General features: G+C 47.8%; 15 protein-coding genes and 1 pseudogene. 14 read left to right on the forward strand and 2 right to left on the reverse strand.

What is annotated here, in order from left to right; translation table 11 throughout:
* The first annotated feature begins 17 nt into the window (after positions 1-17).
* The 12 genes from EL268_RS03280 (at position 18) to EL268_RS03335 (ending at position 12,768) form a co-directional block, all read left to right on the forward strand.
* On the forward strand, positions 18-1,022 hold the full coding sequence (locus tag EL268_RS03280) for a dipeptidase (RefSeq protein WP_106657149.1): 1,005 nt from the start codon (positions 18-20) through the stop codon (positions 1,020-1,022).
* 20 nt (positions 1,023-1,042) lie between these two features.
* On the forward strand, positions 1,043-2,356 hold the full coding sequence (locus tag EL268_RS03285) for a helix-turn-helix domain-containing protein (RefSeq protein WP_106657150.1): 1,314 nt from the start codon (positions 1,043-1,045) through the stop codon (positions 2,354-2,356).
* A 161-nt stretch (positions 2,357-2,517) separates the two neighbouring features.
* Positions 2,518-4,158 (forward strand): ABC transporter substrate-binding protein, encoded by a 1,641-nt coding sequence (locus EL268_RS03290; RefSeq protein WP_106657151.1) that lies wholly within the window; start codon positions 2,518-2,520, stop codon positions 4,156-4,158.
* A gap of 41 nt (positions 4,159-4,199) precedes the next feature.
* Complete coding sequence (locus EL268_RS03295; protein WP_106657152.1) at positions 4,200-5,666, forward strand: serine hydrolase domain-containing protein; 1,467 nt, start codon at positions 4,200-4,202, stop codon at positions 5,664-5,666.
* Positions 5,663-6,793, forward strand: coding sequence for a mandelate racemase/muconate lactonizing enzyme family protein (locus EL268_RS03300; protein WP_106657153.1), 1,131 nt, complete (start codon positions 5,663-5,665; stop codon positions 6,791-6,793). The genes EL268_RS03295 and EL268_RS03300 overlap by 4 nt, the downstream gene beginning before the upstream one ends.
* 12 nt (positions 6,794-6,805) lie before the next feature.
* Positions 6,806-7,270 (forward strand): GNAT family N-acetyltransferase, encoded by a 465-nt coding sequence (locus EL268_RS03305; protein WP_106657154.1) that lies wholly within the window; start codon positions 6,806-6,808, stop codon positions 7,268-7,270.
* Between the two features lie 17 nt (positions 7,271-7,287).
* Positions 7,288-8,376, forward strand: a complete 1,089-nt coding sequence (locus EL268_RS03310) for a C45 family autoproteolytic acyltransferase/hydrolase (RefSeq protein WP_106657155.1) — start codon at positions 7,288-7,290, stop codon at positions 8,374-8,376.
* A gap of 213 nt (positions 8,377-8,589) precedes the next feature.
* Entirely contained in the window at positions 8,590-8,826 is a 237-nt protein-coding gene (locus EL268_RS03315) for a GIY-YIG nuclease family protein (RefSeq protein ID WP_106657156.1), read from the forward strand.
* A 23-nt stretch (positions 8,827-8,849) separates the two neighbouring features.
* Complete coding sequence (locus EL268_RS03320) at positions 8,850-9,329, forward strand: DUF6530 family protein (RefSeq protein WP_106657157.1); 480 nt, start codon at positions 8,850-8,852, stop codon at positions 9,327-9,329.
* A 1-nt stretch (position 9,330) separates the two neighbouring features.
* Positions 9,331-10,539, forward strand: coding sequence for an MFS transporter (locus EL268_RS03325; protein WP_106657158.1), 1,209 nt, complete (start codon positions 9,331-9,333; stop codon positions 10,537-10,539).
* A 16-nt stretch (positions 10,540-10,555) separates the two neighbouring features.
* Complete coding sequence (locus EL268_RS03330; protein WP_115984478.1) at positions 10,556-11,674, forward strand: AAA family ATPase; 1,119 nt, start codon at positions 10,556-10,558, stop codon at positions 11,672-11,674.
* A gap of 74 nt (positions 11,675-11,748) precedes the next feature.
* Positions 11,749-12,768: a vWA domain-containing protein gene (locus tag EL268_RS03335; RefSeq protein ID WP_115984481.1), complete on the forward strand. Its 1,020-nt coding sequence runs from the start codon at positions 11,749-11,751 to the stop codon at positions 12,766-12,768.
* A 57-nt stretch (positions 12,769-12,825) separates the two neighbouring features.
* On the opposite strand, the gene EL268_RS03340 is transcribed toward EL268_RS03335, so the two are convergent.
* Together EL268_RS03340 and EL268_RS03345 are read right to left on the reverse strand one after the other, a co-directional pair.
* Positions 12,826-14,457, reverse strand: a complete 1,632-nt coding sequence (locus EL268_RS03340) for a peptide ABC transporter substrate-binding protein (RefSeq protein WP_106657159.1) — start codon at positions 14,455-14,457, stop codon at positions 12,826-12,828.
* 235 nt (positions 14,458-14,692) lie between these two features.
* Positions 14,693-15,262 (reverse strand): DoxX family protein, encoded by a 570-nt coding sequence (locus tag EL268_RS03345; RefSeq protein ID WP_106657160.1) that lies wholly within the window; start codon positions 15,260-15,262, stop codon positions 14,693-14,695.
* 248 nt (positions 15,263-15,510) lie between these two features.
* On the opposite strand from EL268_RS03345, the gene EL268_RS03350 reads away from it, so the two are divergent.
* Both EL268_RS03350 and EL268_RS33180 read left to right on the forward strand, forming a co-directional pair.
* The gene (locus tag EL268_RS03350; RefSeq protein ID WP_106657161.1) at positions 15,511-17,577 is read left to right on the forward strand and encodes a methyl-accepting chemotaxis protein; all 2,067 of its coding nucleotides are present in this window, start codon (positions 15,511-15,513) and stop codon (positions 17,575-17,577) included.
* Positions 17,578-17,645: 68 nt separating this feature from the next.
* Positions 17,646-17,750: pseudogene (locus tag EL268_RS33180) on the forward strand (histidine phosphatase family protein); the annotation flags it as partial.
* Positions 17,751-17,759 lie beyond the last annotated feature (9 nt).

Here is a 17,759-nt window from a genome sequence, read left to right on the forward strand (position 1 = left end):
CAGGAGGAGCATAAGGCATGACACATGGAATCGACGCGCATTTTGACCTTTTGCTGGATGTTGCTATTCAACGGGAGCATGGCAGGCGAAAAGTTATTGAAACGGATTACTTGCCCGATTTCGTAGCGGGCGGGGTACAGACGGTTGTCGCAGCGATTTATATCGACAACAAATTCCTGCCGGAGATGGGCTTGAGAAAAGCTCTGCAACAAATCAGCGCGCTACATGCGGAGGCAGATGAATCACCTGATAAAATCATGGTTTGCAAAAGTGTGAGCGACATCGAGACCGCGAAGCGAATGGGGAAAATTGGTTTTGTGCTCTCTCTGGAAGGCGCGGAACCGTTATATAATGATCTGAGCATGCTTCGTGTTTTTTACGAGCTGGGCGTGCGCCTTTTGGGTCTCGTGTGGAGCAGGCGGAACTTCGTTGGAGATGGCAGTCATTTTAGTCCGGTACGGGAAGGACGCAAGGGCGGGCTCACCGAGTTCGGCATCCGAGTCGTCGAAGAGGCAGAAGCGATGGGGATCATCATTGATGTCAGCCATCTGAATGACGAAGGCTTCTGGGATCTGATCGAGGTAGCTCGTAAGCCCATCATCGCTTCCCATTCCAATTGTCGGGCACTAGCAAGCTCCATGCGCAATCTGACGGATGAGCAAATCAGAGCGATCGCATTCACGAACGGCGTAATCGGCATCAATGGCGTCAATCTGTTCGTAGCGGACACAGACGACCAGGCTGATATTGAGCACATGATCAACCACGTCGATCACGTCGTGAAGCTGGTTGGGGTTGAACACGTGGGACTGGGTCTGGACATCATCGAGCCATTTATGAAATACGATTCTCCAGATATGCCTATCCAAGCAGGACGCAAAGAGTTTGATATCGTAAAAGGACATACCCAGGTTCCGGAGCTTGTGCGTGCCCTAGCCAAAAGAGGGTACAAGGATGAAGCGATAGAGCGTATTTTGGGCAAAAACTTCATCCGCGTGTTCAAGGACGTGTGGAAATCATAGAGAGATGAGGGAGTGGAACATTGACCATTACGATAGCGATAATCTCTTCGGAAGAATTTTTGCCAAGAATCTTGAAGCATACCCAATCCATTGATTACATCCAACTGACTTCGTATACCTACCAGAACCCCAAAGAGAGCGCTGCGTTGCTTGATCAAATCCATGACTGCGATGTGCTGCTTTTTGCTGGCCCACTTCCTTATTTTTTTTCCAAGGAAAAGGTAGAGCAAAAGAAGCTGCCTGCGGTGTACATTCCGCTCGATGAATATACCATTTCCCTCTCTTTGTTTCATACCTTGCTGAACGTTCCAGGAGGACTGGACCGCATCTCGATAGATCTGCCAAAAGCGGAGTATATTGAGAAGGTTGCTGAAGAATTGGGCATAACTTCTACGCCTTGGTATGTAAAAGACTACAGTGAGATTATTGAAGAAGGCGGGACGACATTTGACGTGGAGGAGATTATCCAGTTCCACAAGGAGCGCTGGGAACGGAATCAGAGCCATTTTGCTTTGACTGGCGTTGACTACGTATACAGTCGATTACGTGAGCTGAACATCCCTTCCGCATCGCTCGTCTGTCCAGATAAAAATATTCGCGATGCCGTCAATCAAGCCGTTGCTTATGGTCAATTGAAAATTAGCAAAAATTCGCAGATAGCTGTGGGAATTGCAGCGATCCAGCAAAATGATGGTCCGCCAGTAGAAACACAATGGCAGGATGCGACGATTATTTTGCTGCAAGAGCTGCTGGAGCTCGTCAAAGAGACGGACGCTTCCATTCAAAAATTGGGAATGGATCAATTCATCATCTATGGCACGAGAGGCAGCATCGAGCAAATGATTGAATCCGGGAAGCTCATGCAAGTATTGGGCAATGTCGATCTGCTTGCCAAAGTGACGGTTGCCATCGGATTTGGTTTTGGCCTAACCGCGAAAGAGGCCGAAGCCAACGCACGCATTGCGATTTATCATGCCCAGAAAACAAAGGAAAGCAGTGCGTATCTGGTAACGGATGAAAAAGAAGTGATTGGTCCGTTGAATACCGAATCGAAGACGTTCCATTTAAAAAGCGAGAACAAGGAAGTGCTGGAGATCGCGGAGAAGACTGGCGCAAGTGTCGCTACGATCACGAAAATTATGCAGTTTGTCAAGCTTCGCCGCGATAACCGCTTTACAGCTTCCGATTTAGCCGAGTACCTCCAAATCAGTCGCCGCAGCTCAGAAAGAACCTTGAAAAAGCTGATCGAGCATCAGGTCGTAGAGGTCGTAGGAGAAGAGCAGCCATATCAGCAAGGACGCCCGCGGGCTGTGTATCGCCTTAATCATCCATGATTCTCCTCATGTAACATCTACCTGTCCCGGTTTTTCCGTTTGTGAAGGAAGTCCGGGACCCCCACATCCCTCATCTCAGAAGCAATCCGATCTAATTAGCGACTATATACCGACGCAAGAAGGCTTCGAATGGAAATGACTCGAAAAATGGAGGGCGCGACATGCTATCAGAACGGTCAAAAGTCCAAATACGCAGCGTTTTACTCATGTGTGTACTCGTCTTTTCCATCGTTGGCTGCAGCTCTGCTCCCACTCCGGCTACAGACGGGAAGCAAGCAAATCAACCAGCAAAAAACTCCCAGCCCAAAAAGGGTGGGACGATCACCATGGGCTACCAGATGGAGCCAGATACGCTGGACCCGCAAAAGACGTCGTTGCCAGCGGGAAATTTTGTTGGGGGCCTATTGGGGGGAGCTCTGCTGATCCTCGATCCCTTTACGTTTGAGTTGAAGCCGCATCTGGCTGAATCGTACACGATCTCGGAAGACGGCAAGACCATGACGTTCAAGATACGCCCTGGCGTGAAGTTCCATGATGGAACACCGCTCACTGCGAAAGTTTTTAAGCAAAGCTATGAACGTGCACTCGATCCGAAAACAGCCTCACCGGTTACGGGACCGGACGTATCTTCGATCAAATCCATTTCAGCTCCTGATGATTCCACACTGATCTTTCATTTGGATGAGCCCTCCGCTTCGTTACTTTCTAACTTATCATATGGCGGCTACCAGCAACCCATTTCCATAGAGGCACGAAACAAATACGGAAATGAGCTGGGGCGCAATCCTGTCGGGGTAGGTCCGTGGAAATTCGAGAGCTGGAAAACAGGCGAATCGATCACACTGGTACGAAACGACGAGTATAAGTGGGCAGCTCCTTTTGCTCTGAATCAAGGACCTGTAAGACCCGACAAGTTCGTTCTGAAATTTATTCAAGACAACCAGACCATGATAGCTGCTCTCGACAGTGGGACGATTGATATTGCCACTGTACCCCCGAAAGACGCGAAGAAATACAAGGATCACAAAGATTTTACGCTGTTGGAAGGGATGCAGCCTACAGAGAATTTTATTGGGATGAATCTCGAAAATGAAATCTTGCAGGATGTCCGCGTGAGAAAGGCACTGAACCTGGCGATCAACAAAGACGCATTGATCATAGCGGATCTGCAAGGAGAGGGGGTGCCTGTCTACGGACCGATCCCACCAACGATGATCGGATACGATGCGGCAGTAGAGCAGTACGGCTACAAGTACAATGCTGATCAAGCCAGACAACTGCTGGAAGAGGCAGGATGGAAGACAAACGCGCAAGGGATAAGGGAAAAGGATGGGAAAACGCTCAGCCTGACGATGCTCATCGAAGATACAAATCCCGGACATCAGCTGGTGCAAAGCATGTTCAAAGAGATTGGTGTCGAATTGCATATCCAAAAGTATGAATCAGCGACAGCTCTTGAACAGGCACTGAAGGGCGAGTTCGATTTGTTCTCAACGAGTCATGGCAGCGTCGATCCAGATATTTTGCACTTGTTACTGCATTCGAGTCAGATCGGGGGATTGAATTTCTTTCGCCTCAGTGATCAACAGCTCGATAGCCTGCTAGATAAAGGACGAACGACAACAGACCAAGCGCTGCGGCAGCAGGTTTTTGCGGACATTCAAAAAAGAATCGTGGAACAGGCCTATTGGATTCCGCTCTATTCCGCAAAAACATTCGTGGTTGTCAGTAACCGGATTCAAGGCGTCAAGCCAAATCCATTAGCATCCTTGATTATTCAGGACATGTGGGTGAACGAGTAGGAGTAGGTCTGGCATTACAACATTCGAAAGAGGTGGAAGAAATGAGACAGCAAGGCTGGTTAGTAGAGTGGGAAGAACTGGTTGAAAGAGAAATGAAGGAAGCCAGAGTTCCAGGCTTCGTCATGGGTGTGAATCTGAATGGGAAGAGCCTGTTTCGCAAAAGTTTTGGCTATCGTGATCGTGAAAAGCAACTCGAAATCACTCCTGATACCGTGATGGGATTGGCCTCCGTTACGAAGTCCTTTACATGCATGGCGATCATGCAGCTACAGGAAGCGAAGAAGCTCTCTGTTCATGATCCGGTGATCAAATACCTCCCTGAGTTCCGTACCCCGGATCGTCAAAAAACGGAGCAGATGACGATCCACCATTTTATGACGCATACGACGGGTATGCCGCCGCTGCCTATTGATAACCTGGCGATTCGCAACTCCATGCTCGAAGACATGGCTGACGAGGATAACCCGCTACACCGTTATTTGAAAAAGGAGTACCAGAAACCAATCTACACGTTCGAAGAGCTGATGGAAGCTCTTGCCCTGGCGGAATATGAGCTGGTGGGCTCTCCAGGACAATTGTTCAGCTATTCGAATGATTGCTATTCTCTTCTGGGAGCGATCATAGCCAGAGTAAGTGGGAAGTCGTATGACGTTTATGTCAAAGAGCATATTTTGGAACCAGCAGACATGAAGAGCAGCACCTTTCTTCTGAGCGATCTGCCACACCTGCCGGATGTAACGACCATCTATCATTCAAAAGAGAGCAATGGCGTATCTGAGATTTACCCTGATCCAAATTGGGAGGATGGGCTACTCGTAGCGGCATCGGGGCATTTGAATTCAACAGTGCATGACATGTTGAACTACGCTGAAATTTTCCGTACGGGCGGATGCGTGGGCAAGGAACGGATTTTATCCGAGGAGAGCGTCAAACAAATGATCCATCCGCATGTCAAGAACAGCTACAGCAGGTATTACGGATATGGCTTATTCATTCAACCCGACTACTATGGGGGTACCTTGATCAAGCACGGTGGAGCGATCAAAGGTGTCGCCGCCCAGTTAGCGATTGTTCCGGAGCGGGGCATTACATCCATGGCTTTAGCCAATTTGATCGGAAGCCCAGTCGAAAAAGCCACACTGACAGCATTCCATGCCATAGAAGGGCGTCCATTGAATACGCCGCAGTACCAATTCGAGACATACAGTGTCCCTGCTGCCCAATTAGGAGAGTATGTCGGTCGGTACGTGAGTGGGGAAGGAATGGATATCATCGTATATGTGGTAGAGGATGTCCTGATGATGATAGATAAGACGTCGAATGCGTTTGGTGGAAAACAACTGAACTATCTATTGCGACCCATTGGAGAGCATCAATTTCTCATCGATAGAGAGGGGAGCGAGTTTACAGTTGGGTTTGTGAAAGGCGAAGACGGCTCTGTAACAGCCATGTCCCTTTTTTATCGAATCATACCACGAGTAGCAGCTGCGGAGGGTAGTCGAGTATGAAAATAAAGTCTGTATGGGTTCATGCCATAAGGTTGCCGCTAAAACGCCCATTTATTATCGCGTACGCCTCTTATGCGGATATGCCGTCCATTATTGTAAAAGTGGAGACAGACAATGGCTTGGTCGGACTAGGCGAAGCGGTACCAGATCAAAATGTCACCGGAGAGACATGGGAGTCTACTTATACGATGCTCGTTCAAAACCTGGCGCCTGTTGTGATCGGAGAGAATCCGTTTGATATCGAGAGAATTCACGAGAAGATGAACCAGGCTGTTTGGGGAGCCCCAGCAGCAAAAGCCGCCATCGATATCGCTTGCTATGATCTGATGGGCAAGGCGGCTGGTCAACCTGTTTATCATTTCTTGGGCGGAAAATATCACACGACGCTTTCCTTCCCCTATGTGTTAAGTATTTTAGAGCCAGAGGTCATGGCAGCCGAAGCTAGGCAAGCAGTGGCAGCTGGGTATGACTCGATCAAAATAAAGGTGGGAGCCGATCTTCGGACAGATATCCAGCGAATCCGGGCTGTTCGGCAGGCAGTTGGCCCTGACGTAGGGCTGCGGGTGGACGCCAACCAAGGGTGGGAGAACCGTGCAAACTCCTTGCTTGTTTTGAGACAGATCGAGGATTGTCACATTGATTGGATGGAGCAGCCTGTCTTGGCAGATGATCTTGATGCTCTGGCGGAAATTCGCAGGCAAACGACGATTCCAATTATGGTAGACGAGGGACTGCACGGGATGAAGGAAATGCGGGAAGTCATCGCGAAAAGAGCTGCAGATAAAGTAAACATCAAACTGATGAAAAGTGGAGGGATTTATCCCGCTCTCAAATTGGTGAATCAGGCGGAAATGGCAGGGATGGAGTGTCAGATCGGTTCGATGCTGGAGTCCTCGATTGGCAGTGCAGCTGGTGCTCATTTGTCACTGGCGAAGAAAAACATCATTTCCAACGAGCTGGCAGGACCTACGATCATTTCACGGGATGTGGCTCAGCTTGCGATTCACGGGAGCCAAATTGTCGTGTCAGATCAGCCAGGGTTAGGTGTAGAGCTAGATGAAGCGGTGCTTGCCGACATCACGGTTAAGTCAGAGCAGGTCATCGGAGCGAAGCGGCAGCCCGTATAGGGAGAGGACTGAATGCAAAATACGCGCATAGAAATTGTCGAGGCATTGACAGAGAGCCAGCTTCAGATGATCAAGGCAATGGAGCAGGAGGCTTTTGGCCCACATGGAGCGATTGACGAATGGGTGCTCGTACCACTCGCGAGACATGGCTGCGTTGCACTTTTCATGGAAACAGAGGAAGCGCATCCTGTTGGGGTATGCCAGCTCATAAGGGATTTTCGTCAACCGGATAAGTGCTACATGTACGGGTATTACATCCGTGCAGATCGTAAAGGGATGGGGTATGGATTCTCTTTCTTGAACCGATTGCTGGAGCAGCTGCGTGAGGATGGGTTTCGTCAGATTTGCCTGACCGTAAGTCCTGATAATACTGGAGCAGTTGGACTCTATCAAAAAGCAGGCTTTGCGGTTATCGAGACACGGATTGCGGAATATGGTAGTGGAAACGATCGCTATTATATGGAGAAAACGCTATAAAAGGGGAGTCGCTTACGATGGAACGGTTTCCTGTTTATCGGATCAGGGGGACAGCGCGGGAACGGGGCCAACAAATGGGCCAACTCACCAAAGAGCAAATATGGATCAATCTCGAAGCGTACGAACGGACCTTTTACGAGGGAGCAGGTCTTCGCTGGAAGGACGCAACCGAATATGCCACTCAGTTCATCCCTTGGATCGAGCAGTATGACCAAGAGATTATGGAGGAAATCAGAGGAATTAGCGAAGGGGCGGAGCGGGATCTGCTTGATATTGTGACGCTTAATGTTCGCAGTGAAATCATGACCAACTTAGGCGATCCATTTGGGAAAACAGATGGGTGTACGAGTGTGGCGGCCGTCCCTCCTGCAACGAAAAACCAAGAGACCATCATCGGGCAAAACTGGGATTGGATACACCTCATGGAAAAGGGGCTTGTTGTACTGGAGATCGAGCAACAGCCACGTCCAACCATTTTGATGATTACCGAAGCGGGGATCGTAGGTAAAATCGGAATGAACGACAAAGGTATGGGTGTTTGTCTGAATTTTTTGCGAATATCGGAGCGAACCGTCGGAGTTCCTATCCATATCGTATTGCGGGGAATCTTGAATAGTGGGACGCTCTCACAAGCCATCCGACAAATAACCCGTCTACCACGCGGCACTTCAGCCAATTATTTGCTTGCGCATCGGGAAGGAGAGACGGTGGATGTGGAAGCGACTTCAAGAGCGCACGAAGTTCTCTATCCAATGGCAGGGTATATCGCGCATGCCAATCACTTTGTCGGGTCCCGTATAGCTGTAGATGATCAAGCGAAAATGGGGGAAGCCGATACGCATCTGCGCATGGGGCGGGCCATGAAGCTATTGGCGGCAGCGCAAGGACAGATCGAAGCTGACCACATCAAGGCGATCTTTCGTGACCATATGAGCTTTCCAGAAGCCATATGCCGACATGGGGACGCGGAGTCGACTGGAGCAGAAGAGCTGGTCGGTCGCACGTTATTTTCCATCGTGATGAATCTGACAGAAGGACAGTTTGAATTGTCCAAGGGTCAACCGTGCAATACGCCGTACCATACGTACCGCTTTTCATCCAGCTAACAAGCATAAGCGTAGACATTTCTCTTTATTGTTTGTTGGAGGTTTTTTGCCTTGTACTCGTTGTAACCCGACCGAAATTAGGCACCGGACATGTTCCGGTGTTTTTTTGTTTGCTTGACAAATACAAGACAATGAATCATTATGTTTATTAAATAACAAACAAAAACTCATTTCGTTTATTAATTTTGGTCATTGAAAAGTGAGGGAGAAACGATGAATCGAGAAGAACTGAAACAACTGTATAAAGAATCGGAAACGCAGGCAGGGGTGTATCAGATCAAAAACAACCAAAACCAAAAAATCTGGATCAGCGCCACCCGCAACCTCAAGACGATGAACGGAAAGTTGTTCAGTCTCAAAATGGGTTCGCATATAAACAAGCAGCTTCAACGGGAATGGAATGAGTACGGAGAGCGCGGATACAACCAGGAAAAAAAGAAAGAGCAATAATCAAACGAAAAGAGGGAAAGAAAATGAAAATACCTACTAACTTGAACCATAAGCCTGTTGTCGTGTCGGATAACTATGAGCGTGTTGATGGCCGATTTGCCAGGAATACAGATGCGAAAGCACTTTCCCTGGGAGTGGCAGAGGGCAGCTCCAGAAGAAAGGTCGATTTATCCGCCAAGGTATGGAGACACACGGGAGAAGAATGGTCAAAACAATCGGAGGAACTGCCTCTCCATCGCGTTCTTGATATGGCCATACTGATTTGTAGGTCTTTGGCCCATTTTCGCGACGCATACAGATATGAGCATTATTATGACCCGCAGGAGCCCGTCATCGACCGGGTTGCCCTGCAAGGGGATGCCATGAACGTGGCGATATGTACGGACAATGAGGGTCTTCATGAAGACATTAAGCTGTTCAGCCAAGCTCTGAGCAACGACGATGAGATGATCAGCGAACGTCTGCGCACATTATCAAAACTAGTAAAGGATATGGGGTATTGAAATGTTTTCCAATGTTTATGTTCGAACGATTGTCCTCTCCCGCGTGCTGCTGCATTTGGGGATTTGGATTCGGAATTATGCCGTTCTTCTTTTCGTTAGCGAATGGACGAATAATAATCCGGTTTATGTATCACTGATTTCGGTTGTAGAATTCGCACCCATTTTTCTATTCGGCCTTATTGGCGGAACCTTTGCCGACCGATGGCGGCCGAAGCGGACAATGGTTTGGAGCGATCTGTTGTCTGCCGTGTCCGTCGGGGCTGTGCTGCTTGTACTCATGAATGGGGGATGGGTGGCCCTTCTCATCGGAACCTTTATTTCTGCCAGCCTGTCTCAATTTTCTCAACCCTCGGCCATGAAACTGTACAAGCGTCATGTGCCAGCTGAACAACTGCAGGGCGCAATGGCAATGTCCCAAACGCTTGTCGCTATTTTTATGGTTTTAGGTCCGGTCATCGGCACGTTTATTTTCATCCAGTTTGGAATTACAGTCTCTCTGATTCTGACTGCCGTTCTGTTCCTAGGGTCTTCCCTCATATTAGTGACGCTTCCCCGTGACGTGGAGGAACCGAAGTCTGACGATGCCGGCGGCTTCATAAAGGAATTGAAGGCCGGACTGCGCTATATCGGGACCAATCAATCCTTACGAACTCTCTGTTTGACTTTTTCAGCTGTCGGATTGGCGTCAGGTCTGACACAGCCGCTTCAGATCTTCCTTGTCATCGAGAATTTGGGGCAGGACAAACAATTTCTGCAATGGTTGGTTATGGCCAATGGGGCAGCCATGTTGGCAGGAGGAGCTATCATTATCGGGATAGCGAAAAAGATAAGGCCACAGATGTTGCTCATGGTAGGCTTGCTTGTCACGGCCGTTTGTACGATGGGAATAGGCGCATCTGCAATGATTTGGCTAACCATTGCTCTATTAGTGATCAGCGGTTTCTTTTTCCCTTGTATTCAAAGCGGAATCCAGACGCTACTTGTACGTAACACAGAAGGGGCATTTATGGGCCGCGTATCTGGTACGATCACGCCTGTTTTTATGGGGATGATGGTGATTGGCATGTTTATATCCGGCTATCTGAAGGATACGTTCTCGCTAGTTGCGGTATATGTGGTGAGCGGTGTGTTGATTATAATTGGTGCGTCTTTGCTGCTTCCTCTTCTTCTTGAGAAAAAGGGCAAAGATCAGAGTGGACCGGCGCTATGAGGGGAGTAGAAATGTGATGACTGAAAATGAAAAATATGCTTTGTCACCCGAAAGACAGCTGACGGATGCAGAAAAAAAGCTTGTGTGGAAAAAGCCTTCCACGCATCAGGTCAGTGAAGAAGAACAGCGCATTTGTAAAGAAATCAAACGCAACTGGCATCGCGGGGAAATGAAAATTGCCAATATACTGTTAGAAGGTGACGCCGGTTCTGGTAAAACACAACTAGCCAAAGCATTATCGGCTAATTTCGGGCTGCCGTATACGAAAGTGACTTGTTTTGCTGATATGGATAAATCCGATATTATCGGCGCTATTTTGCCGGTCATTTCTTCTGAACGTCTAGAGAAAATGGAGCCTGCCGAGCAAACGGTATGGAAAGTAATATATGAGAGCGATGGGTTTCAAAGCATATCTGAAATTTTGATGGACGCACTGGGGATTACACAGGAACAGGCTGCCTTAAAGATGAAGCAATTACTGAAGCGTGCAGCGGAAAACACTGATGGCGAAGCGATTGAGTACCGGTTTTACCCTTCCGAAATCGTCAGAGCCTATCAAAAGGGTTATCTTCTGGAAATCCAAGAACCAAACGTTATTCGTGATGCTGCGGTGTTAATGGCCTTAAACTCTGCTTTGGAGCTGGATGGCAGCATCAATCTTCCCACCGAGATCATACGCAGGCACCCAGACTTCATCGCGGTTATCACAACAAACCGCAGTTATGCGGGCACCAGACCGTTAAACGAAGCGCTGCGCGACAGGGTTCAGCATACGGAAAAGATGGACCTGCCGACCAAAGAAATCATGATCGAACGTGTGATGGCCAAAACCGGTTTTCAAGATGGAAAGGTGTTGGGTATTTTAGCGGACGTGATTATGGTTTTAGACAGAACAGCGCGGGCCAATGCGATCAAGGGCGTGGCGGGAATGCGTTCCTTTTTCTACTGGGCAGATGCAATTGCTGGAGGAGCTTCCGCAAAAGAATCTCTTTATCATAAGGTTATCTACAAGATAACAACCGATTCGGAAGAAATAAAGCTTTTAGAAGAAGCACTAATCAATCATGGTTTGATTGCCAGCTTGGAAGAAGCCGAGATTGAACTAAAAAAAAACGAAAATCTGACGACGCCATAGAGATCAGGACATGGGGAGATATAGACGACACTGATTTTGGCAAAGACAACCATGGAGAGGAAAAAGGAATCGCATTGAAAAAATCTGCCGATAGTGACGAAAGCTCTTCCCGTGTCTCCGATGATTCTACCCATATGGAACGTTCAGGTTTGGGTGAGGATGGCTCTCCCAACTATCATCAGGCAAATCCTGAATCCATGTCAGAGGAAGCGAAACAAAAGGAACGCGATTTTCGTAAAAAGCTGAATCGAGATGCAAGAGAGGTCATTTCCGATTCGATTCATAAAAAAGTAAAGCTCATTGTTCACCGTCCAGACTATGATCAGGAAAACCAACAGGAATATGTCCGGCTTTGTCAGGGACTCATGCCTATCGTGCAAGAGATTGCCAGAAAGACACTTCCGTATCTGAAACATGAGATTTCTTCCGACTTTGCGAGGAATCGTTACTATGGCAGCAAATTTCAGGCAGACAGCGTTGCTTACAGGGATTACAAGTATTTTGCCAAGAAACGTCCTCCAACGGAATCTCCTTCTCTTGTGGTTGGTCTTAGGGTTGATGAATCCGCATCTATGTCGGCTTACGGGAGATTAGAAGCAGCAAAACGAGCAGTGATCGCCGTATATGAATATTGTCAACTGTGTCATATCCCTATTTTGATCTACGGCGATACGGCGGATGTTTCCAGATTGGAGCAAATGTCGATCTTTGCCTATGCCGACTTCGATAAAGCGGATGCCAATGACCGCTTCAGGTTAATGAGAATTCATGCGAGAAGTAATAATCGCGATGGAATGGCTCTTAGAATTATGGCGGAACGATTAGCCGCTTCTCCCCAAAAGACAAAACTGTTGATTAGCATAAGTGACGGACAACCGAAAGCAATGGATGACTATACCGGAAGTTACGCTGTTACAGATATGAAACAGACCATACAGGAATATGAACGAAAAGGAGTCACATTTCTTGCAGCCGCAATCGGTCAAGACAAGGATGTCATAAGTAAAATCTATGGGAATGAAAGATTTTTGGATATTACCAATTTACATGAGTTCCCTGCAAAGTTAGTTCGGATTATCGCTCGGTATTTATGATGGAAGCGCGGGTATCTCTCTCTATCTGTTTCGCATAGAGAGGATGCCCGCGCTCTATTATTTTTCAATATAGGCGTATTTAAAGTAGGAACCGCCGAGAGGGAAGATTACAAAGTCCTTCACCTTGTCGTTTTTCACATAAGCATTGCCGCGGAAGTGCAGCGGTGCGAGCGGCATTTCTTCCATGAGAATTTTTTCGGCGTCAAACATCAGCTGCTTGCGCTTTTGCTCGTCGGTCTCATAGTAGCTCTTATTGAGCAGATCGCGGTATTCCTTGTTGTCGAAGCGAACGACGTTGTTGCCACCCAAGTCCTTGTACATTTCGAGGAAATTGATCGGGTCGTTGAAATCGGCTCCCCATAGCCAGATACCGAAGTCGTATTTGCCATTTTGGACATCCTCGTTGAACACTTTCCATTCTGAGGTGCGAATATCAATGTCGACGCCCAATGTTTTCTTCCACTCGTCCTGGAGTGCTTGAGCCAATTTCTTGTCCGTTTCTCCGGTGTCGTAGTAGTACGTGACTTTAGGGAATTGAGTCAGCCCGAGCTCTTTCATGCCTTCTGCCAAAAGCTGCTTCGCCTTCGCCACATCTTCTTTAAAGTAGCCGTCCGGATTCAACCCCATGGAAACGGGAACCCAGCCATAAGCGGGCGGAACACCGGTCTGTAGGATGTTATCCACCAATTGCTGGCGGTTGATCGAATACGAAAACGCCTGGCGAATTTTTTTGTTGGTAAAAGGGGGCTTCTCTGTATTGAAGATGACGGCCTTGGTGCCGGGGTTATCTGCGACGAGCAGCTTGCCTTCTTCTTTGATCTGACCGACCGCATCCGGCGACAAACCAAAGGAAGGGTAGCCTCCCCAATCCAGGTCGCCATTTTCAAACATGGACAGGGCGGTGTTGTTATCCTCGATGATGACGATATGGATCTGGTCTAGCTTGACGTTGGCGTTGTCCCAATAGGTAGGGCTTTTGCTGAAGGTGAGCTTGGACTTGTGCTCCCACGTATCCATGATAAACGGGCCATTGCCGACAATCGTTTTGGCTTCTGTTGCCCACTGGGGATTGCTCTCGATGGTCTTTTTATGAAGCGGGTAGTAGGTAGTGAATGAGGTCAATTCGCGGAAGAACGGTGTTGGTGAGCGCAAGGTGAAATCGAGTGTGTAGTCGTCCTTTGCCTTTACCCCGACGTCCTCTTGCTTGCCTTTTCCGGAGTAATAATCCTCGCCACCCTTGATATAGAAGAGCTGATACGCGTAGCCGGAAGCGGTTTTGGGGTCGAGATTGCGCTTGATGGCGTACTCAAAATCGTGAGCGGTAACAGGATCGCCATTGCTCCATTTGGCGTCCTTTCGAATGGTAAAAGTAAAATGAGTGAAGTCAGGAGTATGCGTATAGCTCTCCGCGATAGCGTTGATCATCTGGCCTTGACGGTCGACGCTGGTCAGTCCTTCGAAGGTGAGATTGATCATGTCCATCGAGGTCGAATCTGTTGCAATGCCGGCATCCATGGTAGACGGCTCCCCGGTGATGCTCCATTGCAAGACCATTGGCTCTGAGGTAGTAGGCTTTGCTGTCACTTCCGCTGGAGGGGATTGGATATTGTCGGCGGGCTTCGAGCTACAGCCGACTGAGAGACTAAACAACAAAACAGCAGTAGAAATGCCTAGTAGCCACTTGTTCATACAGTCCTCCTGTTAAATTATTTGAAAAATAAGAAAATTTATAGTTCCTCAAAAGAATAATGCACAGCAATCAGACAGTCATTCAACATAATGTATAAATATTCACCAAAAATCATGGTTACAAGTCGGAATAAATTCATACAATTTGTCCGTTCCTTCATGAACGATCGATTTGAAGGGACAACAAAAGCCACCCGCAAAAGGTGGCTTTGTCATTAGGGAGTTAAAGTAAGGATTACTTGTTCATCGGCAAAACACCATCGCGCGATTTTCTCGTCCAAGGTGTTCCGAGATAAGAAAGCGCCCAGCGATCAAGACCATACCAGCCAGCAACCTTCCAAGCCAGAACGAGCCAAGTGGCAAAAACAAAAAGGAGTGGGTTGGTGCTGACGGTTCCTGCGAACAGAAAGCTGACGTTCATCAAGCCGCCGAAAAACGCTGCGATCCCTGTCAGGCAACCGAGGATCAAGCCGAGTCCAACGAGTACCTCACCCCAAGCAACGAGGAAGCCGAACACCTTGGCATTTGGCAATACCATATTTTCCAGGAACCAGGCGTACCACCCCGTTACGTCCTTTCCTTCGGCTGCTTTTGCCAAGGAGCCTTTTACGAACCCTTGAATCGCTCCGCCAGCCGCATCTCCGGTCCAGCTATCGGACTGGACTTTTTTCCATCCGGCAGTAATCCATGAATAGCCGACATACAGTCTGATAATCAACCAGATCGCAGCCGATTTGGTGCTGGTGAACAGGAAGTGTGAAACAGGATTTTCAGGAATAATAATTTCGTTTTGACGATTTTGCATGTGGGTGTCCTCCTACATACGTTTTGCATATCTTTGTTCGAGCCGATTTTAACATAACAAATGGCGGTGTAGTGCGGTTTGGGCATAAGTTCATACGGTGTTCATTGACACTATAAGCACGGTGTTAATGGTAAATCCTAGTGTGTATATTGCCAAAATACAGTAAATTCATGAAAGGATTGACAAGTTAAGATGTGGTAAATTATGTTAAGTTATGTTAAAAAAATAAAACTTCTTGGAGCAGACTTATGAAACGAATGTGGATGTCTTTTCGTACTAAGCTTACCTTGATGATTTCTTTATTTACGATGCTGGTAGCCATTGTGTTGTCTATTACGGACTATGTTCAGTTCAAGGCGAATATTATTTCTGACCAAGCGGTACAGTACCAGCTGGTAGAGGATCATGTCACGAATGCAGTGAAGAATGTGGATATGGCATACGGCGTTTTTGAGAAAGACATGGAAAGCCGCATGCAGCAAACACTGCAAGTGTTAACGAACAATTATCGGCAAAATCCAGCGGTGGAGACGTGGGACTATGCAGCCCTGCGTGAGCAGTATGGGATGGATATTTTCATCATTGACCGAAATATCAAGGTCGTTCATTCCAGCGTCAAAACTGATATTGGGCTGGATTTCAGCAATGCCGGGGCATTTACGGAGCTGTTGAAAAAGCGGATCGATGGAAATGAGTTTTCTGCCGATGGCATGGAGGTTTCCGTCAATACAGGTCAAATCAAAAAGTTCGCTTATCTCCCTACGTTTGACCAGAAGTACCTGTTTGAAGTCAGTGTGAATTTGCAGGACAGCGCTCTTTTCCAGACCTTTAATTTCTTGGCTGTATCGCAGGCGATCACGGAGAAATACGACATGGTAAAAGACATTCTGGTCTTTTCTCACGATGGTTACGCTTTGGGGAGAACAGGGAGCGACGGGAAAGCTTTGCGAGTGATCGAGAGTCACTTGCCGATTTTTACGGAAGCATACCAATCACAAGAGATCAGAGAGTTTCATGAAAAAACTGAGGAGAAAGATCTCACTTATCGCCTCGTCCCGTACAAGCTGGGCAAAGATCCCAAAGATCTCAGCCGATCACGTGTCATCAAGATTGTGTATGATAATACAGGGCTGAACCAGAAGCTGGCGGAAAATCTGGAGTCCGTTGTCTGGAAGCTGGTTTGTTCCGTGGCAGGAGCATTGCTTCTATCCTTCCTGCTGAGTCGCTGGATTACCCGCCCGATTGATCAAATGAGGGAGATCATTACGCAGACAGCTCAATTTGATTTGCGGGAAAGAATGGCGGTGAACGAGCAGGGCACGCAGGATGAGATTGGATTGACAGCACAGTCGATCATTGTCATGCGTGAGCAATTGAGCGAGGTCGTGAGCAAGTTGGCAGCCGTGTCCCGCTCGGTCGCTGAAAATGCGCAGAGCGTCGAGCAATCTACTAACAAAGTAAGCGAGCAGTCCAGTGGAACCGCGGAGGCTACGGGCATCTTGCTCGCACATATGCAAGAGACGATGGCGGCCACAGAAGAGATGAATGCGACCTTGAATGATATGCAGAACGTCATTCACTCGATTACGAAAAGAACGGAAGAAGCGGCTGCGACCGCGCAGGATGTCAGCTCGCGGGCAACTGCTTTGCGGGAACATGCATTGGCTGCGGATAAAATGACGACAGAGCTCTATATGAATGTAAAGGCGCAAACGGAAATCGCGATCATCGACTCGAAGGAATCGATGGAAAAAATCAACCTGTTGGCAGAGGCGATACTCACGATTTCTGAACAGACGAATCTGTTGGCATTGAATGCGGCGATTGAAGCTGCACGTGCAGGAGACAGCGGTAGAGGTTTCTCTGTCGTAGCGGACGAGATACGCAGACTGGCGACACAATCGTCTGAGGTCGTGATTGATATTCAACGCATTATCCAAGTCGCGCGTGAATCCGTAGACAATCTGGCGACTCATTCGTCGAGCGTATTGGATTTCATCGATACGCAGGTCAGTCCTGACTATGATAGCATGATGGAAACATCGGAGAAGTACAATTTGGATGCACACCATTTCCATACGTTGCTGGCAGAATTCAATGCCTCTTTTGAAGAGTTGAATTCCACAATCAGCAGTGTGGTTTCTGTCGTAGAGCAAGTGACGAACTCCATGGAGAAAAGTGCACACAGTGTGGAGGCGATCACAGAGCAATCGCACATTATTGCGGATAACAACCAACAGGTCGCAGCTATTTCAGAGAGAAATGTCGGCTTGACGCAAACGATGGAAGAGATCGTGCATCGGTTCAAAATCTAAAAGTGCCCCCTTTCTAGTAAAAATGGAAAGGGGGTTTTGTTGTAATATATTTGTAGGAAGGATGTAGGCAGTACGACTTGGATTTTTTATTGACGACGTCAAAGCCCGATATATACAAAATGGAATTCCAGGATGAAGTGCTCGTGGAAACGAAGCGATTATGGGGGAACTGACTTCCTATA

Source organism: Brevibacillus brevis, from assembly GCF_900637055.1.
Taxonomy (GTDB): Bacteria; Bacillota; Bacilli; order Brevibacillales; family Brevibacillaceae; genus Brevibacillus; species Brevibacillus brevis.

What these genes read in the sequence shown, in the direction of transcription:
- EL268_RS03280 (WP_106657149.1), top strand. Translation starts at nt 18, where the DNA reads ATGACACATGGAATCGACGCGCATTTTGACCTTTTGCTGGATGTTGCT.
- EL268_RS03290 (WP_106657151.1), top strand. Translation starts at nt 2,518, where the DNA reads ATGCTATCAGAACGGTCAAAAGTCCAAATACGCAGCGTTTTACTCATG.
- EL268_RS03295 (WP_106657152.1), top strand. Translation starts at nt 4,200, where the DNA reads ATGAGACAGCAAGGCTGGTTAGTAGAGTGGGAAGAACTGGTTGAAAGA.
- EL268_RS03300 (WP_106657153.1), top strand. Translation starts at nt 5,663, where the DNA reads ATGAAAATAAAGTCTGTATGGGTTCATGCCATAAGGTTGCCGCTAAAA.
- EL268_RS03305 (WP_106657154.1), top strand. Translation starts at nt 6,806, where the DNA reads ATGCAAAATACGCGCATAGAAATTGTCGAGGCATTGACAGAGAGCCAG.
- EL268_RS03310 (WP_106657155.1), top strand. Translation starts at nt 7,288, where the DNA reads ATGGAACGGTTTCCTGTTTATCGGATCAGGGGGACAGCGCGGGAACGG.
- EL268_RS03315 (WP_106657156.1), top strand. Translation starts at nt 8,590, where the DNA reads ATGAATCGAGAAGAACTGAAACAACTGTATAAAGAATCGGAAACGCAG.
- EL268_RS03320 (WP_106657157.1), top strand. Translation starts at nt 8,850, where the DNA reads ATGAAAATACCTACTAACTTGAACCATAAGCCTGTTGTCGTGTCGGAT.
- EL268_RS03325 (WP_106657158.1), top strand. Translation starts at nt 9,331, where the DNA reads ATGTTTTCCAATGTTTATGTTCGAACGATTGTCCTCTCCCGCGTGCTG.
- EL268_RS03330 (WP_115984478.1), top strand. Translation starts at nt 10,556, where the DNA reads ATGACTGAAAATGAAAAATATGCTTTGTCACCCGAAAGACAGCTGACG.
- EL268_RS03340 (WP_106657159.1), bottom strand. Translation starts at nt 14,457, where the DNA reads ATGAACAAGTGGCTACTAGGCATTTCTACTGCTGTTTTGTTGTTTAGT.
- EL268_RS03345 (WP_106657160.1), bottom strand. Translation starts at nt 15,262, where the DNA reads ATGCAAAATCGTCAAAACGAAATTATTATTCCTGAAAATCCTGTTTCA.
- EL268_RS03350 (WP_106657161.1), top strand. Translation starts at nt 15,511, where the DNA reads ATGAAACGAATGTGGATGTCTTTTCGTACTAAGCTTACCTTGATGATT.